Annotated in this window: 25 protein-coding genes; 14 read left to right on the top strand and 11 right to left on the bottom strand. The window is 56.4% G+C overall.

The genetic code is table 11. The features are described 5' to 3' along the window. Positions 1–1,014: an ABC transporter ATP-binding protein gene (locus J1782_RS18790; protein WP_217153726.1), complete on the top strand. Its 1,014-nt coding sequence runs from the start codon at positions 1–3 to the stop codon at positions 1,012–1,014. After that, complete coding sequence (locus J1782_RS18795) at positions 1,014–1,970, top strand: ABC transporter ATP-binding protein (protein ID WP_165057948.1); 957 nt, start codon at positions 1,014–1,016, stop codon at positions 1,968–1,970. The genes J1782_RS18790 and J1782_RS18795 overlap by 1 nt, the downstream gene beginning before the upstream one ends. A 613-nt stretch (positions 1,971–2,583) precedes the next feature. On the opposite strand, the gene J1782_RS18800 is transcribed toward J1782_RS18795, so the two are convergent. The 4 genes from J1782_RS18800 to galB are packed head-to-tail and all read right to left on the bottom strand — an operon-like array spanning position 2,584 to position 6,063. Further along, positions 2,584–3,480, bottom strand: coding sequence for an NAD(P)-dependent oxidoreductase (locus J1782_RS18800; protein WP_217153727.1), 897 nt, complete (start codon positions 3,478–3,480; stop codon positions 2,584–2,586). Beyond that, positions 3,473–4,585, bottom strand: a complete 1,113-nt coding sequence (locus J1782_RS18805; protein ID WP_217153728.1) for a 4-oxalomesaconate tautomerase — start codon at positions 4,583–4,585, stop codon at positions 3,473–3,475. The genes J1782_RS18800 and J1782_RS18805 overlap by 8 nt, the downstream gene beginning before the upstream one ends. A 9-nt stretch (positions 4,586–4,594) precedes the next feature. After that, positions 4,595–5,320 carry a 4-carboxy-4-hydroxy-2-oxoadipate aldolase/oxaloacetate decarboxylase gene (locus J1782_RS18810; protein WP_217153729.1) on the bottom strand — a complete coding sequence of 242 codons (726 nt, stop codon included), beginning with the start codon at positions 5,318–5,320 and terminating at the stop codon, positions 4,595–4,597. Then, positions 5,317–6,063: a 4-oxalmesaconate hydratase gene (galB, locus tag J1782_RS18815; protein WP_165057940.1), complete on the bottom strand. Its 747-nt coding sequence runs from the start codon at positions 6,061–6,063 to the stop codon at positions 5,317–5,319. Before galB ends, J1782_RS18810 begins: the two co-directional genes overlap by 4 nt. Before the next feature lie 151 nt (positions 6,064–6,214). Here galB and J1782_RS18820 point away from each other — a divergent pair, with 151 nt between their 5' ends. After that, positions 6,215–7,444 carry a LysR family transcriptional regulator gene (locus J1782_RS18820; RefSeq protein ID WP_152326909.1) on the top strand — a complete coding sequence of 410 codons (1,230 nt, stop codon included), beginning with the start codon at positions 6,215–6,217 and terminating at the stop codon, positions 7,442–7,444. A 364-nt stretch (positions 7,445–7,808) separates the two neighbouring features. On the opposite strand, the gene J1782_RS18825 is transcribed toward J1782_RS18820, so the two are convergent. The 3 genes from J1782_RS18825 to flgA form a co-directional block, all read right to left on the bottom strand. Beyond that, a complete protein-coding gene (locus J1782_RS18825) occupies positions 7,809–8,246 on the bottom strand; it encodes a flagella synthesis protein FlgN (RefSeq protein WP_152326910.1) in 438 nt (145 codons plus the stop codon). Positions 8,247–8,295: 49 nt separating this feature from the next. Continuing rightward, a complete protein-coding gene (flgM, locus tag J1782_RS18830) occupies positions 8,296–8,598 on the bottom strand; it encodes a flagellar biosynthesis anti-sigma factor FlgM (protein WP_152326911.1) in 303 nt (100 codons plus the stop codon). A gap of 157 nt (positions 8,599–8,755) precedes the next feature. Continuing rightward, the gene (gene flgA / locus J1782_RS18835; protein WP_165057936.1) at positions 8,756–9,481 is read right to left on the bottom strand and encodes a flagellar basal body P-ring formation chaperone FlgA; all 726 of its coding nucleotides are present in this window, start codon (positions 9,479–9,481) and stop codon (positions 8,756–8,758) included. Positions 9,482–9,658: 177 nt separating this feature from the next. Here flgA and flgB point away from each other — a divergent pair, with 177 nt between their 5' ends. The 11 genes from flgB to flgL all read left to right on the top strand — a co-directional run bounded on the left by flgB (position 9,659) and on the right by flgL (position 19,874). Continuing rightward, a complete protein-coding gene (flgB, locus tag J1782_RS18840; protein WP_104922288.1) occupies positions 9,659–10,069 on the top strand; it encodes a flagellar basal body rod protein FlgB in 411 nt (136 codons plus the stop codon). A 5-nt stretch (positions 10,070–10,074) separates the two neighbouring features. Further along, entirely contained in the window at positions 10,075–10,479 is a 405-nt protein-coding gene (gene flgC, locus J1782_RS18845) for a flagellar basal body rod protein FlgC (RefSeq protein WP_152326913.1), read from the top strand. 11 nt (positions 10,480–10,490) lie between these two features. Beyond that, positions 10,491–11,192, top strand: a complete 702-nt coding sequence (flgD, locus tag J1782_RS18850) for a flagellar hook assembly protein FlgD (RefSeq protein ID WP_152326914.1) — start codon at positions 10,491–10,493, stop codon at positions 11,190–11,192. Between the two features lie 151 nt (positions 11,193–11,343). Continuing rightward, the gene (flgE, locus tag J1782_RS18855; protein WP_165057934.1) at positions 11,344–12,585 is read left to right on the top strand and encodes a flagellar hook protein FlgE; all 1,242 of its coding nucleotides are present in this window, start codon (positions 11,344–11,346) and stop codon (positions 12,583–12,585) included. A gap of 27 nt (positions 12,586–12,612) precedes the next feature. Beyond that, complete coding sequence (locus J1782_RS18860) at positions 12,613–13,368, top strand: flagellar basal body rod protein FlgF (protein WP_152326916.1); 756 nt, start codon at positions 12,613–12,615, stop codon at positions 13,366–13,368. Between the two features lie 21 nt (positions 13,369–13,389). After that, the gene (gene flgG, locus J1782_RS18865; RefSeq protein WP_152326917.1) at positions 13,390–14,172 is read left to right on the top strand and encodes a flagellar basal-body rod protein FlgG; all 783 of its coding nucleotides are present in this window, start codon (positions 13,390–13,392) and stop codon (positions 14,170–14,172) included. A 128-nt stretch (positions 14,173–14,300) separates the two neighbouring features. Continuing rightward, complete coding sequence (locus J1782_RS18870; protein WP_152326918.1) at positions 14,301–15,005, top strand: flagellar basal body L-ring protein FlgH; 705 nt, start codon at positions 14,301–14,303, stop codon at positions 15,003–15,005. A 10-nt stretch (positions 15,006–15,015) separates the two neighbouring features. Continuing rightward, the gene (locus tag J1782_RS18875) at positions 15,016–16,122 is read left to right on the top strand and encodes a flagellar basal body P-ring protein FlgI (protein ID WP_152326919.1); all 1,107 of its coding nucleotides are present in this window, start codon (positions 15,016–15,018) and stop codon (positions 16,120–16,122) included. After that, positions 16,122–17,090 carry a flagellar assembly peptidoglycan hydrolase FlgJ gene (gene flgJ, locus J1782_RS18880; protein WP_217153730.1) on the top strand — a complete coding sequence of 323 codons (969 nt, stop codon included), beginning with the start codon at positions 16,122–16,124 and terminating at the stop codon, positions 17,088–17,090. The genes J1782_RS18875 and flgJ overlap by 1 nt, the downstream gene beginning before the upstream one ends. Positions 17,091–17,231: 141 nt before the next feature. After that, positions 17,232–18,884 carry a flagellar hook-associated protein FlgK gene (flgK, locus tag J1782_RS18885; RefSeq protein WP_165057929.1) on the top strand — a complete coding sequence of 551 codons (1,653 nt, stop codon included), beginning with the start codon at positions 17,232–17,234 and terminating at the stop codon, positions 18,882–18,884. 27 nt (positions 18,885–18,911) lie between these two features. Continuing rightward, on the top strand, positions 18,912–19,874 hold the full coding sequence (gene flgL, locus J1782_RS18890; protein ID WP_152326922.1) for a flagellar hook-associated protein FlgL: 963 nt from the start codon (positions 18,912–18,914) through the stop codon (positions 19,872–19,874). A gap of 304 nt (positions 19,875–20,178) precedes the next feature. On the opposite strand, the gene J1782_RS18895 is transcribed toward flgL, so the two are convergent. The 4 genes from J1782_RS18895 to lsrR form a co-directional block, all read right to left on the bottom strand. Next, positions 20,179–20,874, bottom strand: coding sequence for a CidB/LrgB family autolysis modulator (locus tag J1782_RS18895; protein WP_152326923.1), 696 nt, complete (start codon positions 20,872–20,874; stop codon positions 20,179–20,181). Then, positions 20,867–21,271, bottom strand: coding sequence for a CidA/LrgA family protein (locus tag J1782_RS18900; RefSeq protein ID WP_152326924.1), 405 nt, complete (start codon positions 21,269–21,271; stop codon positions 20,867–20,869). Before J1782_RS18900 ends, J1782_RS18895 begins: the two co-directional genes overlap by 8 nt. 433 nt (positions 21,272–21,704) lie before the next feature. Further along, positions 21,705–23,297 (bottom strand): autoinducer-2 kinase, encoded by a 1,593-nt coding sequence (gene lsrK, locus J1782_RS18905; protein ID WP_165058729.1) that lies wholly within the window; start codon positions 23,295–23,297, stop codon positions 21,705–21,707. A gap of 70 nt (positions 23,298–23,367) precedes the next feature. Beyond that, positions 23,368–24,342, bottom strand: coding sequence for a transcriptional regulator LsrR (gene lsrR, locus J1782_RS18910; RefSeq protein ID WP_152326925.1), 975 nt, complete (start codon positions 24,340–24,342; stop codon positions 23,368–23,370). Between the last annotated feature and the right edge of the window lie 209 nt (positions 24,343–24,551).

Here is a 24,551-nt window from a genome sequence, read left to right on the forward strand (position 1 = left end):
ATGGCTGAACAAAACAACGCGCCGGTTCTGGAAATCGACAATCTGCAACTGGTTTTCCCGGTTTACGGCGGCGAAGTGAAAGCGCTGAATCAGGTATCGCTGTCGGTCAGTGCCGGAGAAATTGTCGGCGTGGTCGGTGAATCCGGTTCCGGTAAATCGGTCACGGCGATGATGGCGATGCGCCTGTTACCCCCTGATGGTTTTACCGTGACGGGCGGCGAATTGCGCATGCTGGGCACCGATGTGGTTCACGCCAGCGAAGAACAGATGCGTACGCTGCGCGGTGCGCGGGTGGCGATGATTTTTCAGGAACCGATGAATGCGCTGAACCCGACGCGCAAAATCGGGCGACAGATGTGTGAGGTTATCTGTCTGCACCAGAAGATCAGCAAAGCGCAGGCCTGGAAAAAAGCCACCGGCCTGCTGGAAGATATGCAAATTGCCGACGCGGAGCAGGTGATGTCGCGTTATCCGTTCGAACTTTCCGGCGGTATGCGCCAGCGCGTGCTGATCGCAATGGCGTTTTCCTGTGAACCGGAACTGATTATCGCCGACGAACCGACAACCGCGCTGGATGTTACCGTGCAGCGTCAGGTTCTTCGCCTTTTGCAGCGCAAAGCCCGTGCCAGCGGTACCGCCGTCCTGTTTATCACTCACGATATGGCGGTGGTGTCGCAGCTTTGCGACCGCGTTTACGTGATGTACGCCGGGCATGTGATTGAAAGCGGCAACACGACAGACGTGATCGACTCGCCGTCGCACCCGTATTCCATCGGCCTGTTGCAGGCCGCGCCGGAAAATGGCGAACCGCGCAGCCTGCTGAAAGCCATTCCCGGCACGGTGCCGAACCTGTCAAAACTGCCGCAGGGCTGTGCGTTTCGGGGACGCTGTAATCACGCCGATGACCGCTGCACCCAAACGCCGGGGCTCGCGCCGTTGCCGCAATTTCCGCGTCAGTCGGTGGCCTGCTGGCACCCGCAAATTCCCATCCAACGCACAGAGGAGCTTTCCTGATGATTGCCGAAGCGTTAGTCGAACTCCAGGATGTCCGCGTGCGTTTCCCCGCCAGTTTTAACTGGCGCGGTAAACCGACCGGTTACGTCCATGCGCTCAACGGACTGGATCTGAATATCATCCGCGGTGAAACGCTGGGGATAGTCGGTGAGTCCGGTTGCGGTAAAAGCACGCTGGCTCAGTTGCTGATGGGGTTGCAAAAGCCGAGCAGCGGAGAAATTCACCGTGCGCGTCATGATAATTCCTGGTTCGGTTCCGGCATGCAAATGGTGTTTCAGGATCCGCAATCGTCGCTTGATCCGCGTCTGCCAGTCTGGCGGATTATCACCGAACCGGTGTTTGTGCAGAAACACAACAGCAGCCGCGAACGCCGTGAACTCGCCGCCACACTGGCGGAGCAGGTCGGCATCCGCAAAGAATACCTCGACCGTCTGCCGCATGAATTTTCCGGCGGTCAGCGCCAGCGTATTTCCATCGCCCGCGCGTTGTCCTCAGAGCCGGATATCATTGTGCTCGACGAACCCACCTCGGCGCTGGATATTTCCGTGCAGGCGCAAATCCTCAATTTGCTGGTGGAATTGCAACGACAGCGCAATCTGACGTATGTGCTGATTTCTCACAATGTGTCGGTGGTTCGTCACATGAGCGACCGCGTGGCGGTGATGTATCTCGGGCAAATCGTAGAGCTGGGCGCGGCGGAAAAAGTGCTGACAGCACCACAGCATCCTTACACCCGCCTGCTGCTTGATTCCGTTCCCCGCGCCGGACGGCTGTTAGATGACGGCGTCGTCGATAAAAAAGGGGAATTACCGAGCAACCGGAACCTGCCGATGGGATGCTATTTTCGCGAACGCTGTCCGCTGGCAGGTGACGGCTGCCAGCTGCCGCAGGAGCTTGTCTGCGGGGCAGGGGGTGTGGTGGCGAGATGTCATCGGGTTATGCCGGAGCGGGCATAAAGGCGCTTTTTTTATTATTTCCAGGTCAAGGTCAGGACCTTGGGTTGCCACCCACTCTGGCCTTAAGGTCAAAGTCGTGGGCGTCGGCCCACACCGACTTGGGGGGCGGCCTGTCGCCGCCACCCCCCAAGACCCCCCGGGCTCTTTTACTGCGCGCTGTCGCAGGCACGACGGACATGTTCCGGCGCATTAGCGGGTGGCGCAAATCCAGGTGCTTCGCACTGCCTTCTCTCGGTCTTCGAGCCTATGGTCTCGAAGCCGCTCCGTTCAGCTGAATTTTGAGCACGCCAATCAACCTTTTTAAAAGATGAAAAACAGTCTGCCGTTGATTTTAAGATCGTGCGGGCGATTCAGAAATCTTGCTGAACGGAGCGGCCTGGAGACCAAAGGCTCCAGGACCGGGAGAAGGAACCGCGCAGCGGCAAGATTTCCAGCCTGTCGCTGCGGTACCTGAAATATAGCCAGCGAGCAGAGCGCGCAGTAAAAGAGCCGGAGATTCTTAAGAGGCGCGGCGATAGGCGCCTCTTGAGGCCAGTTTGGGTGGCAACCCAAGGTCTTGACCTTAAGGCCAGTTTGAGTGGCAACCCAAAGTCTTGATTTTGATGTTAAGTCGTCACGATGTACGACCCGACATCAACAGATCCACGGTCCTCTCCCACTCGAACGGCTCCAGATCCGAATACCGGATCCCCTTTTCGGCCAGCGAATCCACCAGCTCTTGCTGGGTCAGCACCGTACCGGCACTCATATTGGGCGCGACACCCACATCCGCGAGCGTTTTCACGACTTCGCGCATTTCCTCGGCGCGGCGCTTGCCGTGTTCCGCAATCCGGCTGATCAGATAATGCGGTAACTGCGCATTCCAGCCGAGTGACGGGAAACTGGCGTGCAGCGAGGCCAGCACTTCTTTTTCGACGCCGTACTGACGCGCAGCGCTCAGGCATTCGGCGGTCAGGGCTTCGAGGCCTTTGATCATCACACTGCGGCACATTTTAATGGCGGACGCTTCTCCGACAGTTGTGCTGTGTACTTTGCTGTTAAAGCCGTTTTCGTTCAGCCATTCGCTGATGGCATACGCCTGCGTGCCGCCCAGCAGCAGCGGAGTTTTCAATCGGGCAGGCGGATAAGGTGCCATCACCGCGACGTCGATATAATTGCCGCCAGCCTGTTCAATTAACGCCATCGCCTCGTGTTTGGTGTGCGGTGAAACGGAATTCAGATCGAGAAAAAACTGGCCGGGGGCGAGATGACCGGCGACGGCTACAGCCACATTCAGCGCTTCGGCGGCGGTGACGGCGGAAAATATAATCTGACTGTCCTTAACCGCATCTTCTGCTGACGATGCAAAGCTCACTCCTGCCGCGCGGGCGCGCTGCCGGATGACTGCGGAACCGGTCTGCTTATCGAATGCCACAATATCCAGCGACGGATTAAGCTTTTTCAAATCTGTCGCCAGGATGGTACCGACCTCACCGAGGCCAATTAAGGTAATGCGCGTAACATTATTCATGATGATTCTCCTGACGCCCGTCCCAGACGCTGGCGGGGATCGCAACACGTCCTTCGAAAATCAGACGGGCGGTGCGTAACAGACCACAACCTGTGAGGCTTTCAGCGCCGGTTTTTGCCGGATCGAGCTGTAATTCCACGCTGAATTCGCCGGTCGGATGTTCGACGCTGATTAACGGCGTGTCGCCGGAAGGCGTATGCGCCAGTCCTTCGGTGATGCTGCCTGGGATCAGACAGGCGCTGGCTACGCTGACCGCGCCGAGTACGCCAATCGAGGCGTGGCAGCGGTGCGGAATGAACGTCCGGCTGGATATTGCGCCGCCGTTTCGAGGTTCGGCGATGAGTGTCATTTTAGGCACTGTACGCTGCGTCACATCGCCGAGATTCATTTTCGGCCCCGCCTGTAAGCGGATCGACTCAAGGCGTTTTTTCAGTTCTGCATCGGTATCCAGCTGTTCGCGGGTTTCATAACCCGTGCGCCCGAAATCTGCCGCGCGCAGCAGAATAACCGGCATGCCGTTGTCGATACAGGTGACGTCGATTCCGTCGAATGTGTCGCGGGCGTGGCCGGTCGGCAGCAATGCGCCGCAGCTGGAACCGGCGATATCGGCAAATTCCACACTGATTTTTGCCGCCGTTCCCGGTACGCCGTCGATGTGCAAATCGCCCTGATAACAAACCTGACCGTCTTCTACCGGGACATGCGCCGTGGCAATCTGACCGGTGTTTTCCATATAAATACGCACCGGCGTGATGCCGTTTCGGGCGGCAATCAGATTCCGTTCGAGGGCGAACGGGCCGACGGCGGCCAGAATATTGCCGCAGTTCTGGCCGTAATCCACCACGGCTTTGTCCACGTTAACCTGCGCAAACAGGTAATCGACATCGGCGTCAGAGCGGTCAGAGGGTCGGATAATAGCCACTTTGCTGGTCAGCGGATCGGCGCCGCCGAGACCATCTATCTGGCGCGGATCGGGAGAACCCATCACCGCCAGCAGCACGCGGTCGCGCAGCTTTTCATTTTGCGGCAAATCATCCGCCAGAAAAAACGCGCCTTTCGAGGTTCCGCCGCGCATCAGCAGGCAGGGAATTCGGGTCTGCGGCATATCGGCTCCTCAGCGCTTTTCGGCTTGTTCTAATTCTTCAGCAGAATCGAAATATTTCAGTCCTTTTTCAGCCAGACGCGGACGCATATTGTAGATATCCAGCCCGAGTTCGCCGTCGGCCATTCTTGCGCGTTTACTCTCTTCCAGCGCTTCGCGCTCCCGGCTGGCCTGCACGACATGGGCGACTTCTTCACGGCGGACGACTGCCACGCCGTCATCATCGGCGACGACAGCATCGCCCGGATACACCAGCTGTCCGGCGCAGACCACTGGCACGTTTACCGAACCCAGCGTTTCCTTGATGGTGCCCTGTGCATGAACTGCCCGCGACCAGACGCGAAATCCCATATCACGCAGCGTTTTGGTGTCACGCACACCGAGATCTGCCACCAGCCCGACCACGCCACGCGCTTTCAGCGACGTGGCCAGCAGATCGCCAAAGAACCCGTCAGAGCAGGGCGATGTCGGCGCAACCACCAGAATGTCGCCCGGCTGACATTGTTCGACAGCCACATGGAACATCCAGTTATCGCCCTGTGCGGTGAGCACGGTGACAGCGCTGCCGGAAATCGCACAATCCTGCTGAATAGGGCGGATGCCCGCATCCAGCAGCCCCTTGCGGCCCTGCGCTTCATGCACGGTTGCGACACCGAAAGCCGCAAGTGCTGAAACGTCGGCTTTATTTGCCCGTGGAATATGGCGAACCACGACGCCTTTTTTACCGACCAGACTCATGCTAAATCCTCCGTCACGCGCGGGAAAATGCTCTGATAACCCTCGCCGTAAACGATGTTTTTGGTGCTGGTGATACCGACGTTGCGCTTGGCCTGCACGCCGCGCTGCTGGGCGACGCGGGTGTAGTATTCCCACAAGTGTTCCTGACCGGCCATGCACTGAATCGCCTGATATTTTTTGTCCCAGACGTCGGTGATATCGAGCAGTACGTCAGGTTTCCATTCACACTGTTCCGGCTGATGCGGCTCGAAACAGTAAACCGGCGGTGCGCCGACGATGGTTTCGCCGGGCTTATAACCTTCGGCCTGGGCGATAATGCGTGCTTCCTGCGCCAGATGGGTGGCCATCGGATGATCGTAGTTGTACGGGTCTTTCAGTGAGTGGGTCAGGACGAAATGCGGCTGCACGCGGCGGTAAACATCGGCCAGACGGAACAGCGATTCTTTGTCTGCGCGCAGCGGGTAATCTCCCATATCAAAAAACTCGACGGTGGCGCCGAGGATCTCAGCCGCGGCCATCGCTTCTTCGCGTCGCGACGCTTTCACAATCTCTTCGTTCATATTGCCTTTGCGCCACAGTTTGGCGGATTCGCCTCGCTCGCCGAAAGACAGGCAAACGATGTGAACGGCGTAACCGGCCTGTGTATGTTTCGCGATGGCACCGCCTGCGCGCCAGACGAAATCGGCGGAGTGGGCGCTGACGACTAATGCACTTTTGCTTTCATCTTTTTTTGGCTGAGTCATGACTATGTCCTGGGTTTAGGGTGAGCTGATTGCCTGAGTTCCATGCTGTCAGTCCGTGCCTGCGGCGGGTAATTCATTTGATTGCAGGGGGTATGCGTTTTATTTATATTGCTGAGGGATGTCACGAAAAAAAGCCTGACGGGAGAAGGGGATGGCACAAGACGAGATGCTGAGTAACCTGATGCAAATACGCGCTTTTTGTCAGGTGGTCGATCAGGGAAGTGTATCGCGTGCAGCCGATGAGCTTTACCGCACGCAGTCGGCGGTGACGAGGGCGATCCGCGATCTGGAACAGGCTCTCGACGTGCCTTTGTTTGAACGTCATGCCAACGGAATGCTGCTCACCGATTTTGGTAAATGCGTGCTGCCGCGTGCGCGCCGGGCGATTGCCGAATTGCGGCTGATCCCGTCGCAGCTGGCGAAATTACACGGCAAAGCCGGGCAAACGCGCAGTGAAACCGAACCGCTGTATTTGTTTAATGTCCGGCGCCTGCAAATTTTCATTTCACTGTGTAAAACGCGGCATATGCAGACGGTCGCCACGCTGCTCGGGCTGAGCCAGCCTGCGGTCAGCGCGGCGTTGAAGGTGTTGGAAAACGGTGCAGGTCAGGCGCTGCTGGAACGCACGCCGCACGGCATGATGCCGTCGCTGGCCGGGCAGGATATCGTGCCGAATTTGCGCCGTGCGCTCAACGAACTGCGGCATATTCCCGCCGATATCGCCGCCCGTCGTGGCGTGCTGGAAGGCACGGTGCAGGTCGGCGCACTGCCGCTCGGGCGCACACGTTTGCTGCCACAAGCGATCATCGGGCTGACACAGCGTTACGGTGGCGTCAAAGTGATCACCAATGAAAGTGCGTTCAGCGCGCTGGCGTCCGAGCTGCGTTCGGGCGAGGTGGATTTTATCTTCGGCGCGCTGCGCTCGAGCGATTATGCGGCGGATATGGTGACGGAAACGCTGTTTACCGAAAGCATGGTCATCCTGGCGCGAAAAGGGCATCCGCTGCTCAGCGAACCGGTAACGCAGGAACATCTGCGTACCGCGCGCTGGGTCTTGCCGCGGGCAGAAACCCCGGCGCGGCGGTTACTGGATAACAGCTTTACCGCGATGGAAATCCCGCCGCCCGATCCGGTGGTGGAAAGCGGCGATCTGGGCATTGTGCGCGGCTTGCTGCTCGGTTCAGATATGCTGGCTGCCGTTTCCGCCCGCCAGCTGGAACACGAACTGGAAAGCGGCGAGCTGATAAAACTGCCGCTGGATCTGGCCGATACGCATCGCGCCATCGGCCTGACTTTCCGCGCAGGAAGCCTGCTTTCCCCCGCCGCACAGGCGCTGGTGAAGGAAATACGGCAGGTTTGCCGCTCATCACTCACCCAATAAACAGGCCATACTGTTGATCAAACGAGTAGAAAAGGATCCTTCAACGTTAGAAAGGCATGCCAATCTGAACTGATTAAAAGTGCATGCAAGGGGAAGAGAACGTTTTCAAAGGATTGCAGATTTGCATAGCTTACGGCCGCTTTCAGAAAGCTTGCTGAATGAGTATTTCGAGACCGAAAGGCTCGAACACCGAAATGAAGGCACCGCGCAGTAAAAAGACGCGGAGATTCAAAAGAGGCCCCGTCCTGGGTCTCTTTTGTCGGTTTAGGCGCAAGGAGTTATGTGATCACAGTTACTGAAAACCGAAACTTTCCCGATCATCTGCCCGCCCTCACGGCGAGTAAAAAACCGTGCCCGTTCCGGTCTAAACGGAAATCTTCCTGACGGTTTGCCCGGATACAGTTTCCTGCCCGTTCGGTCCGTAGAATTTTTGTGTCTGGCTGGCGTTGAGAATAGCCAAAGCCTCGGTGTTGTAAGCAATTTGTTTGCCCAGCAACATGCCGTTGTGACGATTGATCTGACTCAGCTTGGTGGTAAGTTGCACCACCTCTTTCCACATCGCGGCGATTTCCGGCTGACGGGAGTAGGGGGCACTTTGTTTCAGACGTTCGTCATGCTGACGACGCTGTTTATCAAGATAGTCTACCGTAGCGAGCAATGAGCTCTTTTGCTCGGTGATATGCTGCAGGGCCGCTCCGTTCACGCGGCCTGAGCACAGTATCGTTTGTTCGTGATTAATCACTTGATCCAGCGCTTGCAACGTTTCAACCAAGGTAGTCATGGACTTGATAAAATTCTTCATCGGGCCTTATTACCTTCCAACTTTTTCGTCTCCGAGCCGGGTCTGCGGCTTAAAAACCTTTGAGATAATCCTGCGTGTCCTTCAACAGAGCATCAGCAATTTTGCCGGTATCCATGGTCAGTTTGCCATCACGGATAGCTTGTTTCAGTTCGTCGACACGTGCCGTATTGATGTCCTGTGCACTTGACTGAGTCAGAGACGTTTGCGCTGAGCTCAGGGTCACCGCCGTACCGCTGGTGGTGGTACCAGAAACAGTGTCTTCTTTGCGCGTATTCTGAACAGAAGCTTCAGAAGGATCACGCTGCTGGATCGAAGTTAAAGGTGAAACACCTTGAGTACGATCGATAGCCATATAAATATTCTCCGGTAAGGGTATTCAGGGCCTTTAATGTGACGCAAACCCTAAAAATGCCGTCGTGGGACGACTCTGATACGTTTGTTATCGACATGTGGCGAAATAACTTTAGCCTTAATTGCAGCTTTTTCTACAAATACGGTTGCAATTCAACCTAAATTGTCACTGTCACAGACCCATCTGAGCCCACTGTCCCGTTCACAATTACGCCTGACGGCATTCTTATCCGCACGGATTCATTTGCTGCTGCGTTGTTCATTGCCTTACCGGCGCTGGATACGTTAAAACCACTGCCTGTCGCCTGTACCTGCACTTCCTGACCCGCATGCACCATCCACGGACGGCGAAGCATCGACAACGTTAACGGCTGACCGATGTTGATATTGCGCAGCGTAACGCCGTTAATCGCCTGATTACTGTCAAGAATCGCTTTCGGCGGCAGGAGATCCAGACGCCCGTTCCTGGCTTCCAGATCCGTTTGCGCCAGATGCGCTCCCGCAGGCACATTTTTCGCCGCAACCCAGTAAGTTCCGCTCACCTGAACCTTGGTCTGCACATAAATTTTCTGGCCGTTACAGTTCACCGCCACCGAGACATTTCCCCAGGTGCGGCTGTTAGACGAAAGCATAAATTGTGGCGATAAACACTGCGGCTGACGCGCGGCGGGTGTCATCACCACCACTTTCACCTGCATTCCGCTGTCGGCATATTGCTGACGGAAGAACTGCTGGAGCTGCGAGGTCAGTAGTGTATCGCTATTGGCCGACGCAGGCACGCTTTTGGCCGGCGCATTTTGTGCAAAGCTGGTCCCGCCGGATGTCAGACCCAGAAGAATGCAGCCCAGCGTGATGCTTAAACGTCGGAGTTCCAGCCTGTTCATACGCGATTTACCTTTGTGCCCGATGTGTCGGCGAAAAGTCTACTGGGGACAAGTCTACCCTCAGTTTGCAATTCCTAAAGGGACAAATAGCGGACGATTTTGCGCTTATTCAGACGATAGGTTGTTGACACCCGCATTTATGCTGTCGACTCCAAAATCTCACTTTGCGGAGGGCGCATGCTCGACAAATTGAACGCCGCACTACAGTTCCAACAGGAAGCGCTCAACCTGCGCGCCCAGCGGCAAGAAATACTTTCAGCCAATATCGCCAACGCCGATACCCCGGGGTATCAGGCGCGCGATATCGATTTCGCCAGTCAGTTGCAGAAAGTGATGGAGCAGGGCCGCGCCAGTGAAAGCGGCATGTCTTTGTCACTGACGTCTGACCGCCACATCGCGGCGTCAAACGTTTCGCCCGCCGACATGGATTTGATGTACCGGATCCCTGATCAACCGTCGGCAGACGGTAACACGGTCGATATGGACCGTGAACGTACCAACTTTGCGGATAACAGCGTGCGCTATCAGACCGATTTGACCGTCCTTGGCGGCCAAATTAAAGGGATGATGTCGGTGCTGCAAGGATAAAACCTATGTCGATGCTCGGTATTTTTGATATCGCCGGTTCTGCGCTTGCCGCGCAGTCTCAGCGTCTGAACGTCAGCGCCAGTAACATGGCTAACGCCGACAGTGTGACCGGCCCGGATGGTCAGCCTTACAAGGCTAAACAGGTCGTGTTTCAGGTGAACGCGGCGCCGGGGCAGGAAACCGGCGGCGTGAAAGTGGCGCAGATCGTTGATGATCCGGCGCCGGTGCGCATGGTGTACGAGCCCGGTAATCCGATGGCGGATGCGAAAGGGTATGTGCAGATGCCAAACGTAGATGTGGTCAGCGAAATGGTCAACACCATCTCCGCTTCCCGCAGTTATCAGGCCAACGTCGAGGTGCTCAACACCACTAAGTCGTTGATGATGAAAACTCTCACTCTGGGGCAATAGCGGAGCGAAATATGTCTATAACGACGTCGATTAATGACACCACTGATAACACAACGATCACCAGTACCGGCTCCAGCACGTCCACAACCGGAACCAGCTCGGCCGATGATCTCTCCAGTAGTTTCCTGACCTTGCTGGTCGCTCAGCTGAAAAACCAGGATCCCACCAATCCGATGGATAACAGCCAGCTCACCAGCCAGCTGGCACAAATCAGCACCGTGAGCGGGATTGAAAAACTCAACACCACGCTGGGCGGCATCTCCGGGCAAATCTCCAGCGGCACTTCCGTTCAGGCCAGTTCCCTGATTGGCCACGGCGTGATGGTCTCCGGCAGCGCGATCCTGGTGGGCAAAGACACCGACGGCACGGTCAGTACCACACCCTTCGGCTTCGAGCTGGAAACCGCGGCAAGCAGCGTCACCGCCACCGTCAGCGATTCCACCGGCAAAGTGGTGAAAACCCTCAGCCTGGGGTCTCAGACAGCGGGCGTTCACAGCTACACCTGGGACGGCACGCAGGACGATGGCACTGCTGCACCGGATGGCAGCTACACCTTCAGCATCAATGCCCTGAACAACAGTCAGCAAATGGTGGCAACACCGCTGAACTATGCGCTGGTCAATGGTGTAACCAAAGATTCATCCGGGAATACCGCGTTGGATCTGGGCGTGCGCGGAACCGCAACTGTCGATTCTGTACGCCAGATTTTGTAAGAGAGTCACTCAGACCGCTCCCTCCCCTGCGAAGGGGAGGGTTGGGGGGGGCCGAATGGCAACGCAGTCGCTGCCTGCAAAATCCCTTCCCAACCTCCCCCTTCTCAGGGGGAGGAGCTACAAACACTACACACAGTAAAATGGAGCTAACATGAGCTTTTCCCAAGCAGTCAGCGGCCTGAGCGCGGCATCGACCAACCTCGACGTGATTGGTAACAACATCGCCAACTCCGCCACCGTTGGTTTTAAGACAGCCACCGCCTCTTTTGCCGATATGTTTGCCGGTTCTCAGACCGGTATGGGCGTAAAAGTCGCCGCTGTCACACAGAACTTTAACGACGGTACCACCACCAACACCTCCCGCGGGCTGGATGTGGCACTGAGCGGTAACGGTTTCTTCCGTCTGACCGACAGCAGCGGTGCGGTTTACTACTCCCGCAATGGCCAGTTCTCCCTCGATGCGAACCGTAATCTGGTGAACATGCAGGGGCTGAGCGTGACCGGTTACCCGGCGACTGGTACACCGCCAACTATCGCCGCGGGCGCACAGCCTGTTGCACTGAGCGTCCCGACCACCATGATGAGCGCGAAAGCCACCACCGCAGCCACCATGGTGGCCAACCTGAACTCAACCGACACCGTGCCAACCACGGCAACGTTTAGCAGCAGCGATGACACCAGCTACAACTACGTCAACAGCATCACCACCTATGACTCACAGGGTAACGCGCACGATAACAACCTGTACTTCGTGAAAACCTCTGCGAACAACTGGGATGTGTACGCTCAGGACGGCAGCGTTTCAGGTTCAACGGCGGCCAAAATTGGTTCTCTTCAATACGACACCAGTGGCGCACTGGTCAGCACCACCGACGCAACAGGCGCTGCCAACGCGGGTCTGGCACTGACATTGCCGATGAACACCGCCACCAACGGTACGGTGACGCCGCAAACCGTGTCTCTGGATTTCACCGGCAGTATTCAGCAGAGCACCGGCAGCGACAGCATCGGTTCCCAGAATCAGGATGGTTATGCAGCAGGCCAGATGACCGGCTACACCATCAATGACGACGGCACCATTTCCGGGACTTACTCCAACAATAAAACCCAGTTACTGGGACAAATTGTGCTGAGTAACTTCTCCAACCCTGAAGGTCTGAAATCTGAAGGCGATAACGTGTGGACGGCGACCTCTTCTTCAGGTCAGGCCGTGACCGGTATCGCGGGTCAGGGCGGTTTGGCGTCCATGACCAGTGGCGCACTGGAATCTTCCAACGTCGATCTGAGTGCGGAGCTGGTCAACATGATCGTGGCTCAGCGTAACTATCAGTCGAATGCGCAGACCATCAAAACTCAGGACTCCATCCTGAACACGTTGGTTAACCTGCGCTAACGCGCGACTTAAAAACAGGGCAGCACTATGGATCGCGCTATCTACACCGCGAGCGGCGCAGCCAGCCAGACGCTGGTTCAGCAGTCGGTCACGTCAAGTAACCTGGCTAACGCTTCCACACCGGGCTTTCGCGCACAGCTTTTAGCCATGCGCGCCGTACCAGTGGATGGCGAAAGCCTGCAAACGCGTACGCTGGTCACGGCGTCCACACCGGGCGCAGACATGACTCAGGGGAAACTTAACTACACCGGTCGTCCGCTGGATGTGGCTTTACAGCAGGATGGTTTCCTGGCGGTGCAGATGCCTGATGGCACTGAAGCGTACACACGCAACGGTGACATGCAGGTCTCACCTACCAACCAGCTGACCATTCAGGGTCATCCGGTGATGGGGGATAACGGGCCAATCGAAGTTCCGCCGCAGTCTCAGCTCACGATTTCTGCGGACGGGACCATTGCTGTCCTGGAAGCCGGCGCTGATCCCAACACCATGGGGCAGCTCGGCAAACTGAAACTGGTGAAGGCGGCTGGCAATGAAGTGACCCGCGGAGACGACGGCATGTTCCGTCCGACCGCCGCGACGGCGCAAGCCCGGGGCGCGACATTGCAGGCCGATCCGACCATTCACGTGATGCCCGGAACACTCGAAGGCAGTAACGCGGATCCGGTTTCGACCATGGTTGACATGATAGCCAACGCACGCCGCTTTGAGATGCAGATGAAAGTCATCCACAGCGTCGATGAAAATGAACAGAGTGCCAACAATCTGCTGTCAATGAGCTGATGATGGCAGAGGAGTAATGACATGATCCCATCGCTATATATTGCGAAGACCGGGCTGGATGCCCAGCAGACCAACATGGATGTTATCGCCAACAACCTGGCGAACGTCAGCACCAACGGCTTCAAACGCCAGCGTGCGGTTTTCGAAGATTTGCTGTACCAGACAGTCCGTCAGCCAGGTGCACAGTCTTCTGAACAGACGAACCTGCCTTCCGGTTTGCAAATCGGTACCGGTGTTCGTCCGGTTTCGACCGAGCGCCTGTTCTCACAGGGCAACCTGTCGCAGACCAGCAACAGTAAAGACATCGCGATCAAAGGCGAAGGTTTCTTCCAGGTGCAGCTGCCTGATGGCACCACCGCCTATACCCGCGACGGTTCTTTCCAGGTTGATCAGAACGGCCAGCTGGTCACTTCCAGCGGCTACCAGATCATCCCTGCGATCACCATTCCGGCGAATGCCCTGAGCATGACCGTGGGTCGTGACGGTATCGTCAGCGTGACTGTGCAAGGGCAGACCGCCGCACAACAGGTCGGCCAGCTGACGCTGAGCACCTTCATCAACAACAGCGGCCTGGAATCTATGGGTGAAAACCTGTACCAGGAAACCCAAAGTTCTGGCGCACCAACAGACAGCACGCCGGGTCTGAACGGTGCGGGCCTGTTGTATCAGGGTTATGTCGAAACCTCTAACGTCAACGTGGCGGAAGAGCTGGTCAACATGATCCAGACGCAGCGTGCTTACGAAATCAACAGTAAAGCGGTGTCCACGTCGGACGAAATGCTGCAAAAACTTTCTCAGCTGTAAGTTTTTGTGGTGGTAAGAAAAATAAGAGGGCAGGGGCAAATTTGCTTCTGCCCTGAACCGGTTCAGATCCCTACCAGGTCGATTTTTTTAAGGCGATAACTGTGGTGACCAAAAAAATAACGTCGGTAATGACTTCTTATACAGACCGACCAGGCAAGCTGGTGCTGCCGCTGTTAGTCACGTTACTGGCGAATGGCTGTGCGTATATGCCCCATACTCCGCTGGTACCCGGCGCAACGTCCGCCGCGCCTGCACCTGCCGCACCGCCGGTTCCCAACGGTTCGATTTTCCAGTCCGTTCAGCCGATGAACTATGGTTATCAGCCTCTGTTTGAAGACCGCCGTCCACGTAACGTCGGTGACACTCTGACTATCGTCTTGCAGGAAAATGTGAGTGCGAGCAAAAGCTCCTCAGCGAACGCCAGCCGCAACGGGTCAACCACCTTTGGTGCCGCCACTGCGCCCCGCTATCTTGAAGGCCTGTTCGGCAATGCGCGCGCCGATGTCGATATGAGCGGTGCCAACACCTTCGCCGGGAAAGGCGGTGCAGCGGCCAACAACACCTTCAGCGGCACACTGACCGTGACGGTTGCGGAAGTGCTGGCTAACGGCAACCTGAAAGTTGTCGGTGAAAAACAAATCGAGATTAATCAGGGAACCGAATTTATCCGGTTCTCCGGTGTGGTCAACCCACGCACCATCAGCGGTGCCAACGCCGTTATCTCCACGCAAGTGGCTGATGCGCGCATCGAATACGTGGGCAACGGCTACATCAATGAAGCGCAGAACATGGGCTGGTTGCAGCGGTTCTTCCTAAACTTATCGCCGTTATAACGAGGCAATCATGCGAAAATTCCTTTCCGGTGTTATCTGTCTGGCGATGTCCGCCCTGGTGGTACTGCCCGCATCCGCCGACCGTATTCGTGATTTGACGACGGTACAAGGTGTGCGTGATAACGCCCTGATCGGCTACGGCTTAGTCGTTGGTCTCGACGGAACCGGTGACCAGACCACGCAGACGCCATTTACCACCCAGACGCTGACCAACATGTTGTCTCAGTTAGGGATCACCGTACCGGCGGGCACCAACATGCAGTTGAAAAACGTGGCAGCCGTGATGGTTACCGCCAAAATGCCGCCATTCTCACGCGCCGGTCAGGCGATTGATGTCGTGGTTTCCTCAATGGGTAATGCCAAAAGCATCCGCGGCGGAACTTTGCTGATGACGCCAATGAAAGGGGTCGATAATCAGGTATACGCGCTGGCGCAGGGTAACGTGCTGGTCGGCGGTGCCGGGGCTTCTGCCGGCGGCAGCAGCGTAACGGTTAACCAGGTTTCCGGTGGCCGTATTACCGGCGGCGCGACCATTGAACGCGAACTGCCAAGCACCTTCGGCACCGAAGGCGTGATTAACCTTCAGCTTAATGATGAAGACTTCAATCTCGCGCAGCAGGTCAGCGACGCCATTAACCGTCAGGGAATGGGTTCTGCCTCGGCGCTGGATTCCCGCAATATTCAGGTCATCGTGCCGCGCGGCAATACCTCGCAGGTGCGCATTCTGGCGCAGATTCAGAACATCGAAGTCAACGTCGGGCCAATGGATGCGAAAGTGATCATCAACTCCCGTACCGGCTCGGTGGTGATGAACCGCGACGTGACGCTCGACAATTGCGCCGTGGCGCAGGGCAATCTGTCTGTGGTGGTCGATCGCCAGAACGACGTCAGCCAGCCGAATACGCCATTTGGCGGCGGCCAGACCGTCGTGACGCCAAATACCAATATTTCCGTCCGTCAGTCCGGGGGTTCTATTCAGCAGGTGCGTTCGAGCGCCAGTCTGAACAACGTGGTCCGCACACTTAACGCGTTAGGCGCGACGCCTATCGATCTGATGTCCATCCTGCAGGCGATGAAAACAGCCGGCTGCCTGCGTGCTGATTTGGAAATTATCTGATGAGCGATCTGATGTCGATGTCAGGGGCGTTTGACCCGCAGGGTGCGGCGTACGACACGAATTCCCTGAACAAACTGAAGCGGGACGTTTCGCAGGATCCGCAGGCCCACATCAAAGAAGTCGCTAAACAGTTCGAAGGCGTCTTCGTGCAGATGATGCTGAAAAGCATGCGTCAGGCGCTGCCGCAGGGGGGGATCCTCGATAACCAGTCCACCAAGCTTTATACATCGATGTACGATCAGCAAATTGCGCAGGACATGTCCGACAAAGGGTTGGGCATGGCCGACATGATGGTGGAACAGCTGACCGGCGGCTCAAAACAGCCGTCTGAACTGGCGGGCACAACGCCAATGGCGCTCGACGGCGAAGTGCTGAAAACCATGCCCATTCAGGCGATGGAACAGTATCTGCGCAAAGTCATTCCGACCGCGCCGGATCGCACCACCGGCGGCACGCCACTGCCAACCGACAGCGGCCAGTTCGTCTCCAGCCTGAGTATTCCGGCGCAGGTGGCGAGTAAAGACAGCGGCATCTCCCATCAGCTGATTGTGGCGCAGGCCGCACTGGAATCCGGCTGGGGTCAGCGCGAAATTCCAACCGCCGACGGTAAGCGCAGCTACAACCTGTTCGGCATCAAAGCCGGCAGCAGCTGGGACGGCCCGACGACCAATATCACTACCACGGAATATGCCAACGGCGTGGCGAAAAAAGTTCAGGCCAGTTTCCGTGTTTACGGCTCTTACGTGGAAGCGATCAGCGACTACATCAAACTGCTCACCAACAACCCGCGCTACGCCCAGGTGGCGTCCGCGAATACACCTGAACAGGCCGCGCATGCGCTGCAACGCGCGGGCTATGCGACGGATCCGAATTATGCCGAAAAACTGGTGAGTGTGATCCAGAAAATCAAAGGCGCGGGCGAGCAGGCTGTGAAAGCTTACAGCCATGATTTAAAAGATATTTTTTAGTGCCGCAAAAGCGTGTTTTTTTTCTCAAGTTTTAGCCGTACAGGCCGATAACACGTTAAGAATGGGAAAAGGGGAAAGCCCCGTTTCAGTTCCCTTAATTACACGGTGGTAAAAAAGTCACCGGCAGCCAAAAGGTCACTCATGTCCAGTAGCTTAATTAATACCGCAATGAGCGGACTGAACGCAGCGCAGGCCGCGCTCAGTACCACCGGCAACAACATCGCGAACGTCAGCGTAGCCGGTTATAACCGCCAGACTGCCATCATCACTCAGAGCAACGGGACGTCGACGTCTGCCGGGTATATTGGCAATGGTGTGACGGTGACGGGCGTGAACCGTGAGTACAACTCTTTTGTCGTGAAGCAACTGCTGGGCGCGAGCGCGACAGGCAGTGCGCTGTCAACGCAGCTTGATCAGGCCAGCTCCATCGATGATTTGCTGGGTGACAGCTCGACCGGTATCGATGCCACCATGGCAACGTTCTTTACCGGCCTGCAAACGCTGACCAGCAACGCCAGCGACAGCTCGGCGCGTCAGGCCGTTTTGGGTGAAGCGCAGGGTTTAACCGCGCAGTTCAACAGTTCGGCGAAATACCTGAGCGACATGAATACTGCCGTTAACCAGCAAATTACGCAGAACGTTGATCAGATCAACACCTATGCGGCGCAGATTGCCAAGCTGAATAACCAGATTACCGCGACGCGCGGCAGCAGCGGGCAGGAACCTAACGCCTTGCTCGATCAGCGTGATCAACTGGTCAGTCAGCTTAATGACATTACCGGTGTGACCGTCACGCAGCAGGACGGTGATACGTACAACGTTTCCTTTGCTAACGGTACGCCGCTGGTGAGTGGCGGAACGTCGAAAACGGTTGTGGCAATACCGTCCAGCGCGGATCCGTCAAAACTGACGGTCGGCATGACCCAGCCTGATGGCACGGTTTCACAAATTCAGGAAAGCCGTCTGACTACCGGTTCACTCGGTGGCACACTGGCATTCCGCAAAGACAACCTGGAACCGGCGATCAACCAGCTGGGTCAGCTTGCGCTGTCCATGGCAGATGCCTTCAACAGCACCAACAAAGCCGGTTTTGATCTCAACGGTGACGCCGGTACAGATTTCTTCTCGTTCACCGGCGCAACTACGGTGGCGAATACCAAAAACACCGGCACTGCGGACGTGAGTGTGGCTTATAAAGACACCACCGCTGTGAAAGCCAGCGATTACACCATGGCTTACGACGGTACATCGTGGAACGTCACCCGCGTTTCCGATGGCGCAAAAATCACGCCAACGGCAGGCACCGACAGCAGCGGTAATCCGACGATGGACTTTGACGGCCTATCCGTTTCCGTCACCGGAACGCCAGCCACTAACGACAGCATCACCATCAAAACGGTGAGCAACGTTGCCGGCAGCATTAATGTCGCTATCAATGATTCTTCCCTGATTGCCGCCGCAGGCGCAGCAGACAGCGGCGTCAGCGATAACACCAACGCCCAAAAATTGCTGAACCTGCAAACCGCAAAACTGGTGGAAGGTAAATCTACCCTGACCGGCGCGTATGCCAGCCTGGTGAGTAACGTCGGTAACCAGGTTGCCACGCTGACCACCACCAGCACGGCGCAGGCCAATATCGTGACGCAACTGACCACGCAACAGCAGTCTATCTCCGGGGTTAACCTCGATGAAGAATACGGCGATCTGCAACGTTACCAGCAATATTATCTGGCGAACGCGCAGGTTGTGCAGACGGCTTCGACCATCTTTGACGCGATCATCAACATTCGCTGATCTTTGAACTGATAAGGAACTGATGCCATGCGCCTTAGTACCAACATGATTTACGACCAGAACATGAACGCGGTGTTAGAAGGTCAGAACCGTTTCCAGGCGACCGGTTTACAGCTGTCCACCGGCTCGAAAGTCAGCAAGCCTTCTGATGATCCGCTGGCCGCTTCGCAGGCCGTTCTGGTTCGTCAGGCACAGGCTGAAAACAGCCAGTTTTCCGTGGCGCGTACCTTTGCCAACCAGAGTATGAGTCAGGAAGAATCGACGTTAAGCAGCGTGACATCCACCATTCAGGATGCGCAGACGCTGATTGTCCAGGCCGGTGACGGTTCCCTGAGCGACGACGACCGTTCCTCTCTGGCGACCAAACTGGAAAGCCTGAAGTCACAGTTACTGAACCTGGCAAACAGCACCGACGGCAATGGCCGTTACATTTTTGCCGGTTACAAAAGTGATACGCCGCCGTACACGCAGGACGCGACAACGGGCGCTGTAACCTATTCCGGTGGCACAACGGCGCTGACCCAGCAGGTTGATGCCAGCCGTACCATGACCATCAGCCATACCGGTAATCAGGTTTTCAATACCCTGACTGGCGATGCGAAAGCGGAACCCGATGGCTCCGCCAGCGAATCCGATATTTTCAAAACCATCGACGGTGCGCTGACTGCGCTGAAAACACCTTCTGCGGATTACACCTCTGATACAGAATATTCAGATGCGATCGACAAAGCCAACCGCGGGCTGAGCAACTCACTCAACAACGTGCTGTCTGTGCGTTCAGAGTTGGGTACCCAGATGAGCGAACTGGATAACCTGGATACGCTCGGAGATAACCGCGAAGTGGCAAACTCGACCAAACTCAGTAATTTGGTCGATACCGAATGGACATCCGCAATTTCGACGTACACGCTGCAACAGGTCGCACTTCAGGCCTCTTACAAAACCTACAGCGCCATGCAGGGGATGTCCCTGTTCCAGATGAATTCGTAATTCTTCCGGCGCGTCTCCTGACGCGCCCGCTTACTCTCTTCGTTATCGACTGCCGTCTGTGGCTAAAGCAGACACGCAGGCCCTTTTCTGATTGTACTTAAACCGGGTACCTTCAGCTTTGTATGTCACTTTTTCTAAGGTTGAAGTGACATACGCTTTTTCCTCTTCCTATTCCGAACTGGCTCAGCGCTGGAGCCTTCGCTCACCCCGGTCACATACTTATTGTATGCTCCCGGGGATTCGTTCAGTTGCCGCCTCGATCCAATCCGGATTATTTCGGGGAAAAGGTGATCAATGAAACGGCCTAATGACCCAATAAGGCGAGCAGGACGGGGAACAGGAACGGGGCGAGGAGGGAAGTGATAATCCCGCAAATCACCAGCGCCAGCGAACTGAACGCGCCTTCCTGATAATCCATTTCTGCGCAACGTGCGGTGCCGAGTGCGTGAGAGGCGGTGCCCATCGCCAGACCGCGTGAGGCTTTGGTGGTGATCTTCAGCACATTCAGAATGCTGTGGCCGAAGACTGCACCCAGGATCCCGACAAAGATAACGCACACGGCGCTGATGGCCGGAATTCCGTGAATGGATTGCGCGGTGGCCATCGCAATCGGCGTGGTGACGGATTTAGGCATGACAGACGCGGCAATTTCCGGCGTCGCCCCCATCCATAACGCAATTGCAGTACCGGTGGTCATCGCCACGATGCTGCCGATAAAACAGATGCTGATGATGGATTTCCACCGCGCGCGGATCTGGTGCAGTTGCTCATAAAGCGGAAACGCCAGCGCGACGACGGCGGGTTGCAGCAAATCGTTGAGAATTTTACTGCCGGCAAAATAGCGTGTGTAAGGGATATTCGTGACCAGCAGCAGAGGGATGATAATCACCATCGACATCAGCAGCGGATTGAGTAACGGCATTTTGAGTTTGATTGCCAGCTTGCGTGCAGCGAAAAACACCAGCAGCGTCAGCGGAAGTGACCACAGAATATCAATCATTTTTCTTCTCCGCCTTGTCAGTCACCGCACCGCGATCGCCATGAATATAGTGGGAACAATAGGCGACGACCAGCAACACAATAATCGTACTCACCAGACAAGACACCACCAGAGGACCGAACTGTGTCCGCAGCTGTTCGTAGTAATTCATCACCCCGACGCCGATGGGCACGAACAGCAACGCCATATAACGGATGAGAACATTGCAGCCCGGTTTGACCCATTTAAACGGCAGAATTTGCGTGGAAAGCAGCCCGAAGAGGATCAGCATCCCGATGATGCTGCCGGGAATAGTGATCGGTAAAAGAGATGAAATCGCGTTCCCGGCGAACAGACAGAGGTATATCAGGATAAATGCCCGGATATAGTGAAAAGCCAGAGATAATGCGTTGTTCATAGTGATTTGCCCGCTTGAATGATGTATTCATCATACAATTAAGATGTGATCTGCGCCACATAACCAAGTATGAAATTTAGGAATGAAGTGTATTCGATTGCGGAGATCGCCGCATTGCGATTTTCAATTGCGGGCTGGTGCAAGTTTCGGTTTCTCAGTAGCAGGATCACCGCACCAGGCGGTTTTAAAAGCAGTACGGCGCAAGTTTCGGTTTCTCAATAGCAGTGATCACTTAACGTGCTGCGCCGAAACCGACCAAAGAGGCCAGGACGGGGCCTCTTTGGAATCTCCACGTCTTTTACAACACGCGCTGCCGCTCGCAGTTAAAAAGCGCGGGTGTCCGGAGGGCGCGCGCGTTAACGCGCCCTCTGGGCCAGTTTGGGGGGCGAGGCCCAAGGTCTTGAATTTGTTTTTAAACCATCCACCTTTAGCATCACAACCCGGGTGCTTTCCACATCGACGTCGTCAGTTGCCTGTCCACCAGCCTCAGCTGATCCGCGTACACTTCCTGCCAGTTGGCTTTCTGCACCCGATACTTCGCGTGATTCGCCACGTCCGGCTGATATTCCCGTTCCCAGCGCACCAGTGCTTCTCCGGTATCGGCCAGCGAGGCATAAACGCCTGCCGCGACACCGGCCGCAATCGCGCAGCCCAACGCGGTGGCTTCTTTCACGACCGGCACGCTGACCGGAACGCCGGTGACATCACTCAGAATCTGACACCACAGCTTTCCTTTGGAACCGCCGCCGGAGAACACCAGCGATTTTGCGCGCACGCCGGAAAAGCGGGCGATCATATCCAGATTACAGGCCGAGACGATGGCGGCATTTTCCTCGAGCGCGCGGAACAGCGTCGGTTTGTTGCACTTTTCCGGGTCGATGGACAGATTGATAAACGACGGCGCGGCGTGATACCAGTTTTTAAAATGCATTGCATCGGAGAAGACCGGCGTCACGCCCCACGAACCCACCGGCACGCGCGCGGCCATGTCTTCCAGCAGGCTGTAAGCATCTACGCCCAGCCGTCCGGCGAGGGTTTTCTCTTCGGTGCAGAATGCGTCGCGGAACCAACGCATCGTCAGGCCGGTAAAGAAACTGATGGATTCGGCCTGCGCCATGCCGGGAATGACGTGCGGATTGACGCGGATGTTCATCTCCGGATCGGTGACCGGCTCCGGTAAATTCACAATCTGCTGCCAGAAAGTACCGCCTAAAACGGCGGTCTGACCGGGGCGCACCAGCCCTAAACCGAGGGTGCCTAGCTGGGCATCGCCGCCGCCCATGCCGACAGGCGTGCCGGCTTTCAGGCCGCTGAGTTCCGCCGCGCTGGCGGTGACATAGCCCAGACGCGTGCCGGTTTCGGCGACGGGGGAAAGCATATCGGCGCGCAGCCCGGCCATGTCTAACAGCTCAGGCCGCCAGTTGCGGGTCGCCAGATCCAGCATGCCGGTGGTGCCGGCGTTAGATGGGTCAACTGCCAGCTCGCCGCTGAGCATACAGGCCAGCCAGTCGCTGATCATGGTGACGGTCGCGGCCTGACGGTAAATGTCTGGCCGATGGTGCGCCAGCCACAGCAGACGCGGCATAGCGCTGAGCGCCAGCGTCTGGCCGGAGCATTCATACACTTCGCGTTCAAATTCGAAATCGTGGATTTCTTTCAGCTCGGAAACTTCACGGCTGGCGCGGGCATCAACGTTAGCGCAGGCCCAGATCGGTTCACCGGATTTATCGTAAAGCACAATCCCTTCGCGCATTGAACAGGCGGCGACAGCACGGATGGCTGAGGCGGGGAGATGCGCTTCGTGCAGCGCCTGGCGGATACACTGGCAGGCGAGCTGCCAGTTTTTATGCAGATCAAACTCCATCGAACCGGGCACATCCGGCAGTGCCAGATGGATCCACTCGGCCTGTCCGGCGGCAATCTGTTCGCCTTCGAGATTGAAAATCACCGCACGGATACTGCCGGTACCGGCATCCAGCGCCATTAAATAGCTACGATCGTCGTCAGAATTCAGGGTAGAGGTCATCGCTACGTTCTCTCGTGCCAGTTTATCGGGCACCGTTTACCTGACCGCCACACCCCTCACTCCCTGCGGGTCAGTCGAGCAACGCCAGCATGGCTCTTGCTGTGCTCTCTTCAGTAACCAGTGCGTTAATTCGTTTGCCTTTCAGCGCCGCGACGATGGCTTCGGCTTTCTCGACGCCGCCTGCCACCCCTAAAACGGTCGGAATACTTGCCAGATCCGCGGGCGCGACGGCGATCAGTTCATCGTGGATCGCCATGTTTTCCGCCAGCTCGCCGCTTCGCTGCATAAAGAAGCCGAGGATGTCGCCGACCGCGCCTTTGCGACCAAACAGCAACTGCTCGCCTTCGCTGATATAACCGGAGCGCAAGATCGTCGCTTCCTGTTTCTGGTTCAGCGAACCGATGCCGACCACCGCAATATCCGCCGCGCAGGCCGCCAGCATCACGTCATGAACATTGCGTTCCTGCCGGAAAATCGCCGCCACGCTGGCCGATGAGGCACGCAGTGGCGCGGGAATAATGCTGACACCGCAGGCCGCGTCGAGCTGCCCGATGCCGGTCATATACGGGCCGACACCGCCGGAAAGCGTGACCATCCTGATTTGCTGTGAGGCGATAAAGCCGCTCAGATGTTGCAGCGTACTCATGGCCGTTTCGCCAAATCCGACCGCCAGCAGTTGTTCAGGTTTCAGTAAAGTCATCAGCATATGCGCCGCGCCGACACCCAGACGGGCACTCAGCGAACCGTCGGCAAGCTGCGGCAGGACGCGGATCTGCTGTAAACCAAAACGTTCGAGCAGAGTGTTTTCCAGCGCCAGACACCCCTCAAAACGCGAGTTGATTTGCACGCGGATCACCCCGGATTGCCGGCCTTTTTCCAGCAGACGCGACACTTTCAGCCGCGTCAGGCCAAGTCGTTCACCAATCTCATTCTGGGTCAGACCGTCGTGGTAATAGAACCAGGCGGTGCGCGCCAGCAGTTCTTCTTCGCCCATGCTGAATTCCGGAAGGTTAGTCAGATCAGAAAGCGTTGTCTTATCATTCATAGTGAACACTTATCAAAATGTAGATCAATTGTTCGTTAACGAAATGTTGTTAACTGTGATGTGTTTGGCAAATTCCAAATGAATTCTGGTTGAATCATATCGCAGACTCTATGAGTTGAACAAACTGTGATCAGCGCAAAAGTTTTCCTCAGCGCGTCAGACTAGTTTTATGAACAATGTTAAATGATAAATACATTTGTTCATTAAAT

Origin of the sequence: Rahnella sp. BCC 1045 (assembly GCF_019049615.1) — a bacterium.
Classification (GTDB): domain Bacteria; phylum Pseudomonadota; class Gammaproteobacteria; order Enterobacterales; family Enterobacteriaceae; genus Rahnella; species Rahnella contaminans.